This window comes from Rhodococcus sp. IEGM 1306 (genome assembly GCF_036541985.1).
Classification (GTDB): Bacteria; Actinomycetota; Actinomycetes; order Mycobacteriales; family Mycobacteriaceae; genus Rhodococcus_F; species Rhodococcus_F qingshengii.
In genome coordinates, this window is the sequence record NZ_JAZHFF010000019.1 from 1 (window position 1) to 17,526 (window position 17,526).

The window sequence follows — 17,526 nt, forward strand, 5'->3', positions numbered from 1 at the left end:
TTCACACCATCAAAGGGGCGGGCACTCCGCCGACTCACCACCCCGTCCGGGATCGAGTGAACGACACGCTCACCCTCCTCAACGAGGGGAACGGTACGTTCACTATCAGGGCAGGAATTGGGCGAGGAAGATGCCGCCGCCGATGCACGTAGCGACTTGTTAGCCAAGGTATAGATTGTGAACCGTCTCATAAGTCCGAAGTACTCTCCGATTTTGTGCCTTCGTCCCTAGCACTTTGGCCTAGGCTGAGTCTCATGGTTGGGTTGAGCAGCTCGAGGGTGTCGCATTTGCGACTCGTTCCGACGGAACCTGAAGAACTGCAAAGGTTTGTACTAGAAGCTGGCGGAGGGCGTGGGGGCATTCAGATTGCGCGATCGTTGCGTTCGAAGAGGCGCGCGGTACCGGCGCAATACGCGATACGTATCAGTGTCGACAATGTTTCCACTCAGATCTGGCGACGAATCCTCGTCGCGTCGGATCTGAATCTGGATGACCTGCATTCGGTGGTTCAACGGGCAATGGGGTGGAGTGACCGTCAATCGCACGCGTGGTCCAAGTCCGGCAGCCGATTTCCCGGCGAGGTCGAAGAGTACGTAGCTTCCGGGAGCAACGCAGAGCAGCGTCGGGCCGGCCGAGCGGCGATCGTAGAGTCCGCGGTACGCCTGGACGAGGTCATGGTCTCGCCTGGCGATGAAATCAGTTATCGCTACGGACGCTTCGGGAACTGGCGCCACACGCTGACACTTGAATCTTCCGAAGTACTGCCCGAAGGGTTCCAAGTTGTGTGTGCCGCGGGTCGCGGTGCTTGTCCGCCGGAGGAATGCGTCGGACCTGACGAGTACGAGCAGCTCCTCGGTGTTCTCGCTTCGGAGAAGCTGCGCTCCCATGAATGGACCCTCGAATGGCCACAAACTGATTTCGAGCCGACACGATTCGAGATCGCTGAGGTCAATAATCGACTGCATAGTCCTAGACCGGACGAGATCGCTGCGTCGTACGACATTGCGAAGCTCGTCGAATGCCTGGGACCCTCGCGAGTCCCGGAACTGCATGCGGTCCTCGCCCGAGCAGGCATTGACGATCAGTCGGCAATCGGGGAGTTGGTCCACGTCGAGGCGGGCCAACGCATTCAAGCGGTTCTGGCTCTGATCGGTGTCGAAGGGATCGGTGCCGATGATTTCTTCACGACGGTCGACGCGATGCTCGACGAACCTGAACTGGGACCTGTAAACCTTCCACAAGGGCGATCACTCTTCGCAGTGCTCAAGAAGTTCGGCCTGGTGCGAAAGCACAAAGGGCAGATTGTTCTGACGAAGCGGGGACAGTCGGCAGAGCGGGACGCGTCAATGACGTGGTCGGTGATCGTCGAGGGAGTTCCGGTTGCGCCCGGCGGCTCGCAGAGAGCGGTGGAACTCCTCGTCCTCCTTGCCGTAGCCGCCGGCATGTCCCCGGCGGATCGTCATCGTTTCGTCGCGGGAGCGCTGGAGTCGATTCGGTCGTCGAGCATCCTGATGGCTGGAGCTCAGACTTCCAGACGTGACACGTCCGGGAGCACCGTAGAGGTGCTCGGATTGATCGGCGCTACGGGGTACGAGCTGGGGAAGTTCGGCAGCAAAGCGGACTCGCCCTGGGCTGTTCACCTCGCGAGGGCGATCCTGCGGCGTTAACTCGCGCGTCGACGCAGACAACCGAAACGGGGTTCGATCCGGCAATGCCGAATCGAACCCCGTTTCGTGTACCGATAGAGATCAGATGTTCACGCCGTAGTCGCGGGCGATTCCGGCCAGTCCCGATGCGTATCCCTGTCCGACTGCACGGAACTTCCATTCGCCATTGTGGCGGTAGAGCTCACCGAAAAGCATGGCTGTCTCGGTGGATGCATCTTCGGAGAGGTCGTAGCGTGCCAGTTCGGAGCCGTTCGACAGATCTACGACGCGGATGTAGGCGTTGGTGACCTGTCCGAAGGACTGGAGTCGCGCATCGGCGTCGTGAATCGAGACGGGGAAGAAGATGTTGGTGACGTTGGGCGGTACAGCCGGGAGGTCGACGTTGATGACCTCGTCGTCGCCGTCACCTTCACCGGTGAGGTTGTCGCCGGTGTGCTCGATGGATCCGTCGGGCGAGCGAAGGTTGTTGTAGAAGACGAAGTGAAGGTCGGAAAGGACCTTGCGTTCCGGGCCGGTGACCAACGCGCTGGCGTCGAGGTCGAAGTCGGCACCACTGGTGCTGCGTGCATCCCAGCCGAGACCGACTGCGACCTTGGTCAGATTGGGTGCGGCCTTCGACAGAGATACGTTGCCGCCCTTGGCAAGTGTGACGCCCATTCAGGTTCCTCTCGTTCGAACGAAGTGGATTTCTTCGTTCGGGAGTTCTGTGTTGTCCGTTCGCGACTCACATTACCGTGAGCGGGTAGGTGCGGTTCGACCGAATAGGCACCTCACTCGAACAGCGCGCGAAGATCCTCGGCGTCGAGTCCGGTGCCCAGTGTGCCTTCGGCGTCCATGACATTCGAGAACAATGCCGACTTCTTGGCTTTGAGCGCCATGACCTTCTCTTCGATGGTGTCTTTGGCAATGAGGCGGTAGACCATGACGTTTCGTGTCTGCCCGATGCGGTGAGTACGGTCGACCGCTTGTGCCTCGGCGGCCGGGTTCCACCAGGGGTCGAGAATGAAGCAGTAGTCGGCCTCGGTGAGATTGAGGCCGAAGCCACCAGCCTTGAGGCTGATCAGGAAGACGGGGACTGCACCAGACTTGAACTCCTCCAACACTTCACCGCGATTGCGCGTCGAACCGTCGAGATAGCTGTACGGAATTCTTTCCTCGTCGAGTCGGTTGCGGACAGAACCGAGGAACCCGGTGAATTGGCTGAAGATCAACGCACGGTGTCCGCCGGCAATGACGTCGTCCAATTGCTCGACGAGAGCGTCGACCTTGGCCGATGGGACGGGTCCGCTTTCCTCGTCGACCAGCGAGACGTCGAGACTGAGTTGGCGTAGCAGCGTCAGCGATTGCAGGATCGTGAATCGGTTCTTGTCGACGTCGTCGAGCAGTCCGAGAATCTTCTGCCGTTCGCGTTGCAGGTGGGTGTCGTATATCGCGCGATGGCTCGGATGCAACTCGATCTCGAGTACCTGCTCCTGCTTGGGCGGCAAGTCTGCAGCCACCTGTTCCTTGGTGCGCCGCACCATCAGCGGTTTGACGCGTCGTCGCAGTTGCGCCAATCGTTCTGCATTACCGTCTTTTTCGATGGGAGTGCGGTAGACGTCGGTGAAGGTCGTGGGGCTGGGAAACAGTCCTGGTGCAGTGATTGCGAGGAGCGACCACAACTCCATGAGATTGTTTTCCATGGGTGTACCGGTGATCGCGAGTTTGAACGGTGCGTTCACCGCCCTCGCGCACTGGTGGACCTTGGACTTGTGGTTCTTGGCGAATTGGGCTTCGTCGAGCACCAGTCCGGACCAGCGGCCGGCGGAATACGCATCGGTGTCGAGGCGAAAGAGAGCGTACGACGTCACGACGATATCCGCCCCGTCGACGAGTGTTGCCAGGTCGGTTCTTCTGCGCCGCAGAGTATCCGTGATGACAGCGGTGTGGAGGGTCGGTGCGAACTTCGCCACTTCGGACTTCCAGTTGGAGACCACGCTGGTGGGAGCGACGATCAGAAAGGGAGGCGCGGCTGGATTCGATTGCCTTGCAGCGCAGATCATTGCGAGGGTCTGCAGTGTCTTGCCCAGGCCCATGTCGTCGGCGAGTATGCCGCCCAGGCTGTGCTGGCGCAAGAAATTGAGCCAACGGAATCCGTCGACCTGATAGGGACGTAGCGTTGCCGTCAACGTGTCCGGGACTTCGACCGGATCGATGCCCGAACTGCCGAGCAATCCTGCGATCTGCTTCTTCCATGCTGCTGCTTGATGTTCGACTCTTCCGAGCGCCGTCAATTCTTCCCACAGTCCGGCCTGAAATTTGCTGATCCCGAGTTTGCCGGTAGGCCGATCGAGTAGCGACCGCGCTTCGGTGATGAGACGGTGCAGGCCGAGTAGTTCAGGTGCGTCGAGCCGAAAGAAGGCGCCGTCCGGTAGCAGTATGTGAGTCTCGCCCTTGCTCAGAGCAGAGAACAGTGTTGTGAACGGAACGCTTTGTCCCGCAACATCGACGGTGACATCGAGGTCGAACCAGTCGGATCCGCTGTCCCCGTCGGGGGCTGATGTGCTGAGGCCGATCACGACAGCGTCGTCTGCAGGCCGGTAGTCGGCAGGGGTTCCTGCAACCTTGAGGTCGATGGCGTCGTGCGCTTCGAGTTGGGGCAGGAGGTCGAGTGTGAACTGCATGGAATCGAGGCCGGTCAAAGTTCCCGCGAGAGTGGCCTTCGCCGCGGCCGCACCGAGGCTCTTGGCAATGGCATCTTCGGCAACGTGGTTGCGGATCTCGGACTCGTCGGTGGTTGTGTCTGCGGTAGAAATGATCAGTTCGTCGGCATCGACGGTGTACTTCCATGCCGATTCGATGTCGATGCGGTGGTTGTCCGCGTAAGTGGCCATCAGTTGTAGCCGAGGACCGGACACAGTCGGTGGGTTGTAAGCACCGTCGGAAGATATGACGGGAGCGAGGTTTCCGAGTTTGAACACGAACCGCGACGTGAATGCATCCCGATGCTCGGCGGGTATGTCGACCGATTTTCCGGAGTCGATCAACTGCCTCAATTGGTGAGTTATCGGCGTGTGCAGTGGTGCGAGAGTGATCGCGTTGGCGGCGTCGAGCGCGAAGACGCCATGTGCCGGCGTGCCGACCAGTCCCCAGTCGGAATGAGTCACGATGTGCCCATCGGTCTGAATTCGGGGAGTGAGACGGAGGTTGTTGTCTTCCGCTCCGTGGACGTCGAGGCAGATGTTGGCGTCGTAGAGTAGGGAGATGTTGCCGAGGCCGGCTTTCGAGTGAACGAGTGAAACGCCGACGCTGATGGCCTCACGAAGAAGCGACCAGAGTTGCGGGCTCGCGAACCCGGCAAGATCGATTTCCGCGGCATTTTGATTTCGGTAGTAGTTGCCGGCGCTGTGGAGGAGATGTATGTCGCGTAGAACCCGGAGGTGATCTGCGGGGAACTGAAAAGTGCTTCCGAGTTTGTTCCAGGCGAGCCCGCCGGAGATCCACCCTCTCGCTCCTGGTTGTACGGGTTTGATGATGAGCCTTGTCGATGCGCCCTTGGTTCGGGTGGTGAATTGAATGCCAAGTCCACGTGTAGTGCGGCCGGCCAGGTCTGGTCGGAGCAACTCCTCGAGCGAGCTGTCCCATCCGAGGTGTTGTGGAGTCTTGTTCGCCTCGGCAACCGCTGCGAGCACCAACGCGACTACGTGCTTGCAGTTCATCCGCACGGGACACGTGCAGAGGCCACGCGTGAACGTTGCTGTACCGGCCGCGCCGCGACTTACCGAAATCGTGCAGGTGTACGGCTCTCGCGCAGTTCCCGATACAGCGCCGGTCAAGATGTCAGCGGTGTCGTTCCATCCGATGGATTCGACTGCATTCTCCCGCAGGTAGACAAGTCCGCGGTCGTAGGTGGTTGTGCCCACGACAGCGCGAATTCGGTCGAGGTCGAGGGCCCTGACTGAATCCGGTTGCACGGGGGCCAGCCTAGTAGCGGCGACCGACAGATCTTGTCGTGGTCGTTTGTCCAAGAAAGTCCGAACTGCACGGTATGTTCACGGAAACATCTTTGACTGGTTTGGGAGTTTCATGAGGACTGAGCGGCGTGCGTGGATTCGATCTGCGCGCACAGGTGCGGTGTGTTTGGCCGTCTGTGCACTTTCTTTGCAATTGGGCGGACTGTCGACGGCAGCGCCGAGTTCCGGAAGCTCGGGTAGTTCGGGAAGCTCGGGAAGTCTGGGCAGCGTCGAGGGAAGCGTGAGCTCGGGGTCGACGATCCCGGGACCACTTCAGGAGGATCCGGGCCCCAAACCGGACCTGCGCGACGACATCGTCGTCCCGGCCATCGTCGGCGAGAAGGTGACCGCACCACAAGCGATCAGGCTGACGGTGGCGTCGCCCGCACTTCGACGCGAGGTCGGCGTCGAGATTTTGCTACCCGCTGACAATTCGGTTCCGCGCCCAGCGCTGTACATGCTCGAGGGTGTCGACGCCGGAGAGAAAAGCAGCGGATGGATGACGATCGGCGGCGCCCCGGCGTTCTTCGCCGACAAGAACGTCAACGTCGTGATGCTCAATGGCGGAATCGCGAGCCTGTACTCGGACTGGGAGAATCCGGATCCGCGGCTGGGACTGCACAAGTGGGAAACCTTCATCACCGAGGAGTTGCCACCGCTGATCGACGCGCGACTCGAGACCAACGGAATCAACGCGATTGCCGGCAATTCCATGGGCGCGATGGGTGCAATGATGCTCGCCCAACGCTTTCCGGACATGTATCGCGGCGTTGCCGTGTTCAGCGGCTGTTATTCCACGACGGATCCGCTCGGCCGAACTGCCGTCCAGGCCACGATTTCTTCTCGAAGCGGAGATCCGGCCAACATCTGGGGTGTGCCAGGGGGCCCGGAGTGGGAGGCACACGATTCGTTGATCAACGCAGAGAAGTTGCGTGGCAAGGAAATCTACGTGTCGACGGCAAACGGTCGTCCCGGATCTGACGAGACGCTGCAGACTCCTGAACTGCTCGAGCGTCTGGTGATCGGCGGCGGCATCGAGGTTGCCGCCCACGCCTGCACCAAGATGTTCGACGCTCGGTTGCAGGCGCTGAAGATTCCGGCGCAGGTGGATTACGAGCCGAACGGCACGCACGCGTGGGCGTATTGGCGTGAACGACTGCCGAAGGCGTGGCCGACTCTGTCCCGGGCATTGGGCGTCTGACGGTTCGACAACAGTGCTCGGGTTGTGGATGCACCACAACCCGAGCGTTGGATCACTCGCAGGCGATGCCGTCGTTGTCGCGGTCGAGATGCGGGGCGTATCCGTTCTGGCCCCGGTACAACGGAGCTGCGCCGGCATTACGAACGGCTGTGCAGTTCTGGTAGTACCGCGCTGGTGCGGGAGTGTTCTGCGGCGCCGGCTGGTTCTGGGGCGCTTGCGGAGCGGGCGGCGCCGGCGGTGCGAAGACCGGGGGAAGGAACGGCTGGACTGCGTCGGCAGAGCCAGTCGGAATCATGCGTGCGATCTCGATCGGTAGGAAATCGAAAACCGTGGATGCCTGAGCGGCGGGCGCGGCAACCAGAGTGATTGCGGCGCAACCTGCGACGCTGAATGCCAGACGGCGGAGCTTCATGTGACCTCGTGTTCAACTGGGCAGCCCTTCCACTTCGGAGGGCTGTGCCGGCTGAGCATACTGGTCATAACGACCAAATGGTTTATTTCGGTAAGGGTGAAATCTGGGGTGAAAAGCAGCGTCCCCGCACCGTATTGCTCAGGTGCGAGGACGCTGCTGTAGTCATCGAGGGTTACGCGTCGACAAGTTCCTCGGCGAAGGGGTCACCGTTGCGGGGAGCGTCGAAGCGCTCCTTGTCGAGGATTCCCTCACGCTTTGCGACGATGACCGGGACCAGTGCCTGGCCGGTGACGTTGACTGCGGTACGGCCCATGTCGACGATCGGTTCGACTGCGAGGAGCAGTCCGACGCCGGCCAGGGGAAGACCAAGGGTGGAGAGTGTGAGTGTGAGCATGACTGTCGCACCGGTGGTTCCGGCCGTTGCCGCTGAGCCGATGACCGAGACGACGACGATCAACAGGTAGTCGGTGAAGGTCAGCGGAACGTCGTAGAAGCCTGCGACGAAAATCGCCGCGATCGCGGGATAGATTGCGGCGCAACCGTCCATCTTCGTGGTGGCACCGAGCGGAACGGCGAACGAGGCGTACTCACGCGGAACGCCGAGGTTGCGTTCGGTGACGCGTTCGGTCAACGGCAGGGTGCCGATCGACGAGCGCGAGACGAATCCGAGCTGAGTTGCGGGCCAGACGCCGGAGAAGAAGCTTCGAACCGAGAGGCCGTGTGCGGCAATCAGGATGGGGTAGACCACGAAGAACACGATCGCCAGACCGATGTAGATGGCGGCGGTGAAGACGCCCAGCGACCCGATCGCATCCCATCCGTAGGTGGCGACAGCGTTGGCGATCAGCGCAGCGGTGCCGATCGGGGCAAGGCGGATGATCCACCACAGGACCTTCTGGACGATCGCGAGCAGCGAAGCGTTGAACTCGAGGAACGGCGCAGCCTTGGGACCGATCTTGAGTGCAGCAATACCGATTGCACCGGCGATGACGAGCAGCTGCAGGACGTTGAAGCTCAGCGATGTAGTCGCCACGCCTTCGGCGACGGAAGTCTTTGCACCCAACCCGAGGAAGTTGTTCGGAACCAGTCCGGTGATGAACGCCCACCACGAACCGGAACTCTTGGGTTCCTTCGCGGCTTCGGCGGCGACGTCGGTCCGTGAACCGGGATCGGTGATCAGGCCGACGATGATGCCGATGATCACAGCGATGAAAGCGGTGATCGCGAACCAGAGCAAGGTCTGCACGGCCAGGCGAGCTGCATTGGCGACCTGGCGCAGGTTGGCGATGGAGCTGACAATGGCGGTGAACACCAGCGGGATCACCGCAACGGTGAGCAGCTTGACGTAACTCGAACCGATGGTCTGTACGGTGCCGACCAACCAGTTGACGTTGCCGTCGGCTGCATCAGGCATTGCCCGGGCGACGAGACCGATGATGACGCCGAGTACGAGACCGGCGACGATCTGCGGTCCGAATGCCGTCGCCCAGGACGGAAAACGGGACGTGGACTTTTCCGGCACGCCGGTGGAGGTGGAGCTGGGCATGACTATGCCTTTCGAAAATCAAGGGAGCGAAACGCAGCGCGGCACCAGAGGCCGGGCAGATTCGAAGAAATGTTTCCTGGTACGCGTCAGGTCAGAGCGAGCGCGTACACATTGCGCTCGCCTGCAGGCGAAGGTCGACGTAACGCCGACTGGTCAGGAACAACACTGTCCACACACTACTCGCAGCTTCAACTACTCGATCCCGAGGGTCGCCGCGGGAGTTCGCTTCGTGTTCGTCGGGCGTGCCCCGATCAGTCACTGTTGGTCGGTTGACTAGTCTCGACGATCAGTAGGTGCCGCACCGGCGCCTACGCGTCGGCAAGCGGAAGCGAGAGACCGATGAGCGTTCGGAATGCCGAGTACCCGCGTCCGAAGCATTTCCTGGTGCACCTCAGTGACACGCATCTGGTGGCTCAGGGGGAGTTGTACGACGCCGTGGATGCGTCGACGAGATTGCGGGAAGTGCTCAGCGGGATCGTGGCCTCGGGCGCACGCCCGGATGCACTGATATTCACCGGCGACCTGACCGACCAGGGACACCCCGACGCATACGCGGAACTGAAAGCCATCGTGGAACCCGTAGCGGCCGAGATCGATGCGCAGGTCGTCTGGGCGATGGGCAACCACGACGACCGCCCTACGTTCAGATCTCTGCTGTTGGGCGAGGACGCCACCGATCATCCCGTCGACAACGTCTACGACCTTGACGGACTGCGGGTGATCACCCTGGATTCGTCGGTTCCCGGTCATCACTACGGTGAGATCTCGGATCGTCAATTAGACTGGCTACGAACAGAATTGACGGTGCCGGCGCCCGGCGGAACAATTCTGGCGCTGCATCATCCGCCGGTTCCGTGCATTCAGGATCTCGCGGTTCTGGTGGAGTTGCGCGATCAGTCCCGGTTGGCAGACGTCTTGCGTGGCAGCGACGTCCGGGCGATTCTTGCCGGGCACCTGCACTATTCGACGACGGCGACGTTCGCCGGCATTCCGGTTTCCGTGGCGTCGTCGACGTGTTACACCCAGGACTTGAACGTGGAAGTCGGTGGTCAGCGTGGTCGTGACGGGGCTCAGGGGTGCAATCTGGTGCACGTGTACGACGAGACAATTGTTCATTCGGTCGTTCCACTCGGTGCGCACGTGACGGTCGGTGAGTCCGTCGATGCGGCCGAGGGTGCCCGGAGACTCAGTGCTGCCGGCATTCGAATCCTCGAGAGCGAAAAGGCGGCACGCTCGATCATCTGAGGTGGCAGGCGGTTTCCGGCACCCACGCGCAGTTCCGGGTGATTGCCGGGCGGTCGCGTACTCATTACCGTCGAGGTAGGTGCAGAGCTCCAGCAACAAGGACCGGCTAGCTGGACGGCAACCCTTCATGCCGATGGGGTGCCCCGGAATCACACCTGGCGATACGCGCGGTGCGTGTCGCAAGCGGCAGTCGCCACGAGAACCGTCAGTCGGGTGCTGACGGTTTCTGCGGTCGGCACTGTGCGCTCCCGAGTAGTTCTCGAACAGGAGTATGCGCCGATGACCTCGACCCCTTCTTCTCATCTTGCTCCGCTGCATCTCGCCGTAGCGCTGGACGGTGCCGGTTGGCACCCAGCGGCCTGGCGAGAGCCGCACTCGCGCCCGAGTGAGCTGTTCGGCGCGTCGTACTGGACTGACGTGGTGACGACCGCCGAGCGTGGTCTGCTCGATTTCGTCACCATCGAGGACAGTCTCTCGGTGCCGGCCAACCCACTCGAGCCTGTCGACGACGCGGTTGACCGGGTGCGCGCTCGGCTCGACGCACATCTCGTGGCCGCCCGACTGGCACCGATCACGAGCAACATCGGGTTGATCCCGACCATCACCACCATTCACACCGAACCGTTCCACGTGTCCAAAGCCGTTGCCACGCTGGACTACACCTCGCGCGGTCGCGCCGGGTGGCAGGTGAAGGTGTCGGCGTCGGAATCCGAGGCAGCACAGTTCGGGCGCCGCGACATCCCAGCGCTCACCGATGCCGACCGTCAGTCGATCGTTTCAGGCGTCCTCCCGGACTTCGTGCGCGCGCTGTTCGACGAAGCTGCGGAGGCAGCCGACGTCGTCCGGAGACTCTGGGACAGTTGGGAGGACGACGCCGAGATCCGTGATGTGGAGCAGCGCCGATTCATCGACCGGGACAAGCTGCACTACATCGACTTCGAGGGAAAGTACCTCTCGGTCCGTGGACCGTCGGTGACTCCGCGCCCGCCGCAGGGGCATCCCGTCGTCACCGCATTGGCTCATCAGCGGGTCGCGTACGAGCTGGCGGCGCGGACGGCCGATCTGGTGTTCGTGACGCCGTTCGACGACGAGCAGGTCACGGCAATCCTGGGTGAAGTGCGAGCAGCCGAAGAACACGTGCAGCGCACCGGCGAACCGCTTCGGGTCTTCACCGACATCGTCGTATTCTTCGATGCTCCGGAAGAAACCGGAAAGGAACGGCTCGCTCGCCTCGACGCGCAGGCCGGCGCCGAATACCGTTCGGACGCGCTGACCTTCACCGGCACCGCGGCTGAGTTGGCAGATCTTCTGCTCCGGTGGCAGCAGTTGGGAATCGACGGCTTCCGGTTGCGGCCGGGCGTCGTCGTGGACGACCTCGACGCGATCGCAGGTGAGCTGGTACCTGAATTGCAGCGACGCAGCGTATTCCGCACCGAGTATCCGCAGACGAATCTTCGCGGACTGCTTGGCCTACCCATCGACGTTCCCAACCGCTACGCCGCCGGTACTCCGGCCGCCTGACAGACGAGGAATACATTTTCATGAGTTCTCAGAAGCGTAAGCAGGTCATCCTGGGTGCCTACCTCGGCGGCGTCAACCATCACACTGCATGGTGGGATCCGCAGGCGGGCAGCCAGATCGAGTTCGATTCCTTCGAACACACCGCTCGAACCGCCGAGCATGGGAAGTTCGACTTCTTCTTCCTCGCCGAAGGCCTCGCCCTTCGTGAGCGTGCGGGACAGATTTTCGACCAAGACATCATCGGTAGGCCGGACACCTTCACGGTCCTTGCATCGTTGGCGGCGGTAACCGAACACCTCGGATTGGCCGGCACTATCAATGCCACGTTCAACGAGCCGTACGAACTGGCCCGCCAATTCGCGACGCTCGATCAGTTGTCCGGAGGGCGTGCCGCCTGGAACGTCGTCACCTCGTTCGACGCATTCACCGGCCAGAACTTTCGCCGCGGCGGATACCTCGACCGCGCGCAACGATACGAGCGTGCGGAGGAGACCGTAGCGCTGGTGCGTGAACTGTGGGATTCGTGGCGAAGCGACGACATCGTGGCAGACAAGGCATCAGGGCGCTTTCTCGCGCGACCGGATGCCGGTGAATTCGTCTTTCATGGATCGCATTTCGACGTGAACGGCCGATTCACAGTGCCGCGTAGCCCGCAAGGGCGCCCGGTTATTCTGCAGGCCGGGGTGTCGCCGCAGGGGCGCGATTTTGCTGCCGGCAATGCCGACGCGATCTTCTCACCGTACGGTCAGTTGCCCGAGGCGGCCGATTTCTATCGCGATATCAAAGCACGTGCCGTCGCGGCCGGACGTGACCCGGGTGACATCAAGATCCTGCCGTCGGCGAGTTTTGTTCTCGGCACCTCGGAGGCAGATGCGATCGAGAAGTACCGAGAGATTCGCGACCAGCAGGTCACCGGCCAGACCGCTTTGGTTCTGCTCGAACAGATCTGGAATCTCGATCTGTCGAAGTACGACCCCGAAGGACCACTACCCGATATCGCTCCGGATCCCGAGGCTCCGCCGATCATCCAGGGCCGCGCCTTCATTCACCAAGATCGTTTCGCGACCGTCGCAAAACTGCGCGCGGTAGCCGAGAGCAAGAAGTTGAATCTGCGCGAAGTGGTGATCGATCAGTTCGAGCGTGGACCGATCGTGGGTACACCGCAGCAGGTTGCCGAGAAAATAGATTCGTTTGTCAGCAACGACGGTTCGGACGGATTCATCCTCGGGTCGCACCTCGTGCCGACCGGCCTCGACGAGTTCGTCGACGACGTGGTGCCGCTGTTGCAGGATCGAGGTGTCCTCCGCAGTGACTACGAAGGAACGACGTTGCGTGACAATCTCGGACTGCCCATTCCGGTGCAACGGGAGCATGTGACAGCACGCTGATCGACCGAAGTAGCAAGGGCCCAGCCGAAATCGGCTGGGCCCTTGTTTCGTCTAGGCTTCCCAGGGCGCCGGGATGGGGTAGTAGCTCTCCAGGAACTCCGTGATCTTGCGTGTGCGAAGTTCCAGATCGATCTCCGGAGCGCTGCCGTCGTTGAGGCAGAAGAAGTCCATGGAGCGCTTGGCGAGCAGTGAGTCCATGTCGCGCAAACCGGCCTTGACCGTCGTATCGACGTATTTGACGGCGGCGGACTTCTGCACCACCGACCGTCCACTCATGAGCGTGTAGTAGTGGTACAGCGAATTGGTCACCGAGATATTGGAACTCGCGCGGAAGGTGCTTGCTGCAGTGGCCGCGAAGTCTTCGGCGAACTCGCGTTCCATCTCGGCCATCACGCTCTTGCGCAGTGGCGTCGCTGCGTGCTCCAGATGTCTGGTGGTCATCAGACCGAAGCGGTCCTGTAGCAGGCGGCGGTTGACGCGAGCCGCATTCTCGAACCCGCTGCGGTCGTTGTCGTTGTGTCCCAAACCGATTCTGGTGTCGGCCTCGATGAACATGCTGATCCCGCCGGGGGAGAAGAACATATCGGGGCCGACGGGGCGACCGAAGAACATGTCGTCGTTGGAGTAGAGGAAATGCTCCGCCAGACCCGGAATATGGTGCAGCTGGCACTCGACAGCTTGAGAATTATGGGTGGGCAACACACTTGGATCGGCGAAGAACTTTTCGCTGGGCATGAACGTGACTCGCGGATCGTCCGCAAGCCAGTCCGGACGATCGGAATCGGTTGCGACGAAGATCCGTCGGATCCACGGCGCGTACATGTGGATGGACCGTAGCGCGTACTTGAGCTCGTCGATCTGACGGAAACGCGCCTCTGATTCGTCCCCCTCGCCGACGATGTAGTTCTGCATCCGCTTGGCGCGCTGAGCCTGAAACTCTTTGGAAGAGCCGTCGACCCAGGAAAAGACAAGATCGATATCGAAGCTGATATCGGAGGCATGATCGGCGAACATGTTCTCGATGGTCGGCCAGATCCGGCCGAATCGCTCGACGGTTCCTCGGACAGCTTCTTCGGGGAGGACGGTTCGTCGTGTCAGTGAGTTCTCGACGGGTAGGACGATTTCTTCGTCGGAAATCGACCACAATTCGATTTGAACGCCGATGTTCGCGCCGTAGTTCATGCCGCTTGCGACGTGAACCCGCGGACGGAACAAGCGGAAGATCCGTGACTTGTTGGTTTTCGACAGGGCACCGTCCGCGACAAGGAGCGCGGGGCTCTTCTTCGCGTCGACGGTTTTGGAATAGAAGGGTGCGTTTGCGCATCCCTCGACAAGTGCCTGCCGCAGGTTTTTGCGCTCGGTCCAGCTCACCGCGATCACGGGGCGCTCGTCGTTTCCGCGGACGAGTAGATACTCGATTCCTGCGGCGTCGAGGATGTCGCGGATGAAGAGGAGATCTTCGACCATCGCTTCGAGCGGCGTGGTGGTCGTGATCGCGAGGGCAAAACGATTCTTGAATCGGACGGTCTCGGGTAGCTCGCCCATCCGTGCGCGTGACGCGGCCGACGCCGGCTCCACAGGATTGGGGCTGTCCTGCTCCGGGGGTACGAAGTAGATGTCGTGCGGAGCGGGAGATTCTGTAATGGGATGCCTTCCGATTCTGATCCAGCTGTGTATCTGTCGCCCCCGACGCTGCGAGAGCGTGGTGGCGACGAGCTCAGTCTATGCCGTCGGCGCCGAAAGTCGGACATGAGTGACGGGGATGGGTAGCGCGGGGCGAGTCGGGTACCCCGAGGACCGAAGCGAGAGTGAAGGAGGAGAACCGATGCGTGTGAAAGCGATGGTCGGAACAGGCGCGGTGGCGGTTGCGCTGGCCGCCGGCCCAGTTGCCACAGCTTCTGCTGAAGGCGCCGAGACGGCGGGGTCGGAGGGTTCACCAGAGATGCTGACCTGCGAGGTGGTCTTCGATGCACTCGAAGACATGAGCCCGGAATGGACGGAAGAGGGGATCGATCAGGTCGAAGACTGGTGTGAGGCGATCACCGGCGAAGAAGACTGACCGTCAGCCGCGCGAGATCACTCGTCGCGACAGTCGCCACCGCCCGTCTTCGAGTTCGAACTCGTCCGCGTAGCTCCCGACGCCGCTGAGTTCGGGCGACGTGGCTGTGTCGACGTAGAACGTCCACACCGCATCCGCGCGGGCTGTCGTTTCCGAGGTCACGTCCACGGCGATCGCCGTGGTGACGTGACGTGTGAACGTGCCAGGCCCTTGAATGCCGGCCGCGCGACGCTCGCGAACTCCAGCAGCAATTTCTTCACGGCCACGTCGTACCTGTGCGGGGATACCGCGATCGGGATTGGCCGGCATGTTCCATTCGGCCTCGCGCGTGAACTGCTCCACGTAATCCTCGACCGAGCCGGTATCGGCAAGATGCGCGATGCGAGCGAGCGTTGAACGAATCTGTTCGGCAGGGCCCTCGGGTTGCATGCTGTCCTCCGTAGACGTGGGTGCGGCAGATCGCACGCTACAGCTCATGACGACAACGACGACGGCCTCGTCCCAGTGAGCGGCAATATTCTCCGGCGAGGGAGCGGCGAACTTTGAGATCACCTCGAGTTCAACCGTATTCGAGCCCGCAGCGTAAATGATTGAGTGTTCACAGTAGGCAGCGCCATGACGACTGCCGCGCCCGTAGGCTTGACCGACTCACAGGAGATCGCCATGTCCGTCACCGAACTCGAACGTGTCACCCAGACCCCGGAGCAGATCTACGCTGCCGGCGGAATCACTGTCCACAAGGTCGGTGAGCTGATCGGCGCCCGCATCGACGGCGTACACCTCTCTGGGGATCTGTCCGAAGAGACCGCCTACGCGATCAACTATGCGCTGGCAGCGCACAAGGTTGTGTTCTTCCGTGGGCAGCATCATCTCGACGACACGTCGCAGTACGAATTCGCCGGAACCCTCGGCACCCAGACCACCCCGCATCCGACGGTGAAGTCCAGGGGCGACAAGCTGTTGGTGCTCGACCGTGCCGCCAACAGTTGGCACACGGACGTGACGTTTGTCGACCGCATTCCGAAAGCCTCGATTCTGCGAGCGACGACCATTCCCGAGTACGGCGGAGCGACCACGTGGGCGTCGACCACCGCTGCGTACGACCAACTGCCGCCTTCGCTCAAAGCCTTGGTCGAGAATTTGCGGGCCGTTCACACCAATGCCTACGACTATGCCGAGGTTGTCGATCAGGCGAACCCGGTGGACGCGCAGCGCCAGGCCTACTACGCCGAATTCACCCGTGAGATCTACGAGACCGAACACCCGGTGGTGCGTATCCATCCGGCGACGGGGGAGAAGACCCTCCTGCTCGGTCACTTCTTCAAGGAGTTCGTCGGGCTCAAGCCGTCAGAGTCGGTCGCTCTTTACCAGATCCTGCAGGCACGAATCATCAAGTTGGAAAACACTGTTCGATGGAACTGGTCGGCCGGCGACCTGGCGATCTGGGACAACCAGGCGACTCAGCATTACGGTATCGCCGACTACGGGACTCAGGCGCGCAGTGTGCACCGAGTGACATTGGCCGGCGACGTCCCCGTCGACGTCCACGGCGAGCAGAGTCGAATCCTCCAGGGTGACGCCGCGGAGTATTCGATCATCGCGGACATCGATCGGCTTCCCGGCTTCGCCGCGAACTGATCAGTCGTGCTGCGGGTGATCCGGCGGGAACATCTGTCCCCATGAGTGACTGCACGCTCGGCACGTCCATTCCGGGGTGTCCGGTCCCACGACGCAGCCAGTTACGGCGAGCCACGGTAGGTGATCGAACGGATGGACCGGCATCCCCGGTGCACACTGAGCGGTTCTGTGTGCACCGCAGTGTGGGCACGACGGATTCTTCGCCAGCATGTAGTCGATGAAGTTGGTGTGCCCAGACGTGGCCATCCTTCCGGTGCACTTGCGGCACAGGACGGCTGGGTAGTCGTCACCAGGTTCAGCCTGCCTGAAGATCCGTGATGCGGAATGAAAGTGAAGGCGATCGCTGCTGTTGAACTTTCGCAACGGCATCGGTGAGCTGCAACCCGTGCAGTTGCCCCGCTCGTTCATCAACGTTCGGGCGTGGGCAGCTGTGGACGTCGGATCCAGCGTGTCGATGTCGCCGAAGTAGTGCGCATAGTGTGACTGGCCGGCCGTGAGAATCCGGTCGGCCAGTGCGTCGTCGACCGGCCCTGGATCCGTGGGAAACGTGATGGACCATCGTTGTTCGAGTTCGGGAACGGTGGGCAAACCGTGGAGTTCGTACGGGCGTTCATCGACTTCCATCCGCGACGTGCCGTCGAACGGCGCAGCCACGGTTTCGATGCAGAGCAGCGTGCGAGGAGTGGTGTCGAGAACCGTGACCAGCAGGTCACCGATGACCATCTTTCCGTGCATGATCCAGGGATCGACACGGGCCCGGGGTTCGAGAAACGCGACCACGGCATCGATCCATGGCGTGCCGAGTGCGATGAATACGTGCTGACCGGAGCTCCGCGTGATCATCGAACAATTCTCGC

Annotated in this window: 14 protein-coding genes and 1 riboswitch; of the genes, 7 read left to right on the forward strand and 7 right to left on the reverse strand. The window is 61.6% G+C overall.

Annotated elements, in window-relative coordinates:
• Positions 1-377: 377 nt before the first annotated feature.
• Entirely contained in the window at positions 378-1,667 is a 1,290-nt protein-coding gene (locus V3587_RS29130) for a plasmid pRiA4b ORF-3 family protein (RefSeq protein ID WP_228232745.1), read from the forward strand.
• A gap of 81 nt (positions 1,668-1,748) precedes the next feature.
• On the opposite strand, the gene V3587_RS29135 is transcribed toward V3587_RS29130, so the two are convergent.
• Both V3587_RS29135 and V3587_RS29140 read right to left on the reverse strand, forming a co-directional pair.
• Positions 1,749-2,324, reverse strand: a complete 576-nt coding sequence (locus tag V3587_RS29135) for a TerD family protein (RefSeq protein ID WP_003940660.1) — start codon at positions 2,322-2,324, stop codon at positions 1,749-1,751.
• Between the two features lie 113 nt (positions 2,325-2,437).
• Positions 2,438-5,620 (reverse strand): DEAD/DEAH box helicase, encoded by a 3,183-nt coding sequence (locus V3587_RS29140; RefSeq protein WP_218748584.1) that lies wholly within the window; start codon positions 5,618-5,620, stop codon positions 2,438-2,440.
• A 112-nt stretch (positions 5,621-5,732) separates the two neighbouring features.
• Here V3587_RS29140 and V3587_RS29145 point away from each other — a divergent pair, with 112 nt between their 5' ends.
• Positions 5,733-6,860: an alpha/beta hydrolase gene (locus V3587_RS29145; protein ID WP_283377593.1), complete on the forward strand. Its 1,128-nt coding sequence runs from the start codon at positions 5,733-5,735 to the stop codon at positions 6,858-6,860.
• A 52-nt stretch (positions 6,861-6,912) separates the two neighbouring features.
• Here V3587_RS29145 and V3587_RS29150 read toward each other — a convergent pair whose 3' ends face one another.
• Both V3587_RS29150 and V3587_RS29155 read right to left on the reverse strand, forming a co-directional pair.
• Positions 6,913-7,272: an excalibur calcium-binding domain-containing protein gene (locus V3587_RS29150; RefSeq protein WP_003940648.1), complete on the reverse strand. Its 360-nt coding sequence runs from the start codon at positions 7,270-7,272 to the stop codon at positions 6,913-6,915.
• Between the two features lie 172 nt (positions 7,273-7,444).
• Positions 7,445-8,818, reverse strand: a complete 1,374-nt coding sequence (locus tag V3587_RS29155; protein ID WP_003940669.1) for a dicarboxylate/amino acid:cation symporter — start codon at positions 8,816-8,818, stop codon at positions 7,445-7,447.
• Between the two features lie 339 nt (positions 8,819-9,157).
• Between V3587_RS29155 and V3587_RS29160 the strand changes: the two genes are divergently transcribed.
• From V3587_RS29160 to V3587_RS29170, 3 genes are all read left to right on the forward strand, one after another.
• Positions 9,158-10,063 carry a phosphodiesterase gene (locus V3587_RS29160; protein ID WP_283377592.1) on the forward strand — a complete coding sequence of 302 codons (906 nt, stop codon included), beginning with the start codon at positions 9,158-9,160 and terminating at the stop codon, positions 10,061-10,063.
• 78 nt (positions 10,064-10,141) lie between these two features.
• A riboswitch (SAM riboswitch) is annotated at positions 10,142-10,255 on the forward strand.
• On the forward strand, positions 10,238-11,584 hold the full coding sequence (locus V3587_RS29165) for an LLM class flavin-dependent oxidoreductase (protein ID WP_261254507.1): 1,347 nt from the start codon (positions 10,238-10,240) through the stop codon (positions 11,582-11,584). It overlaps the preceding riboswitch by 18 nt.
• A 20-nt stretch (positions 11,585-11,604) precedes the next feature.
• Positions 11,605-12,972 (forward strand): NtaA/DmoA family FMN-dependent monooxygenase, encoded by a 1,368-nt coding sequence (locus V3587_RS29170; protein ID WP_283377591.1) that lies wholly within the window; start codon positions 11,605-11,607, stop codon positions 12,970-12,972.
• Positions 12,973-13,023: 51 nt separating this feature from the next.
• Here V3587_RS29170 and V3587_RS29175 read toward each other — a convergent pair whose 3' ends face one another.
• A complete protein-coding gene (locus tag V3587_RS29175) occupies positions 13,024-14,517 on the reverse strand; it encodes a stealth family protein (protein WP_020970156.1) in 1,494 nt (497 codons plus the stop codon).
• 280 nt (positions 14,518-14,797) lie between these two features.
• Here V3587_RS29175 and V3587_RS29180 point away from each other — a divergent pair, with 280 nt between their 5' ends.
• Positions 14,798-15,031 carry a hypothetical protein gene (locus V3587_RS29180; RefSeq protein ID WP_161121778.1) on the forward strand — a complete coding sequence of 78 codons (234 nt, stop codon included), beginning with the start codon at positions 14,798-14,800 and terminating at the stop codon, positions 15,029-15,031.
• A 3-nt stretch (positions 15,032-15,034) separates the two neighbouring features.
• Here the strand turns inward: V3587_RS29180 and V3587_RS29185 are convergent, their stop codons facing one another.
• A complete protein-coding gene (locus V3587_RS29185) occupies positions 15,035-15,583 on the reverse strand; it encodes a nuclear transport factor 2 family protein (protein ID WP_225320091.1) in 549 nt (182 codons plus the stop codon).
• 111 nt (positions 15,584-15,694) lie between these two features.
• Between V3587_RS29185 and V3587_RS29190 the strand changes: the two genes are divergently transcribed.
• Positions 15,695-16,669 carry a TauD/TfdA dioxygenase family protein gene (locus tag V3587_RS29190; protein WP_161121779.1) on the forward strand — a complete coding sequence of 325 codons (975 nt, stop codon included), beginning with the start codon at positions 15,695-15,697 and terminating at the stop codon, positions 16,667-16,669.
• Here the strand turns inward: V3587_RS29190 and V3587_RS29195 are convergent, their stop codons facing one another.
• A complete protein-coding gene (locus tag V3587_RS29195; protein WP_161121780.1) occupies positions 16,670-17,512 on the reverse strand; it encodes a hypothetical protein in 843 nt (280 codons plus the stop codon).
• Positions 17,513-17,526: the final 14 nt, after the last annotated feature.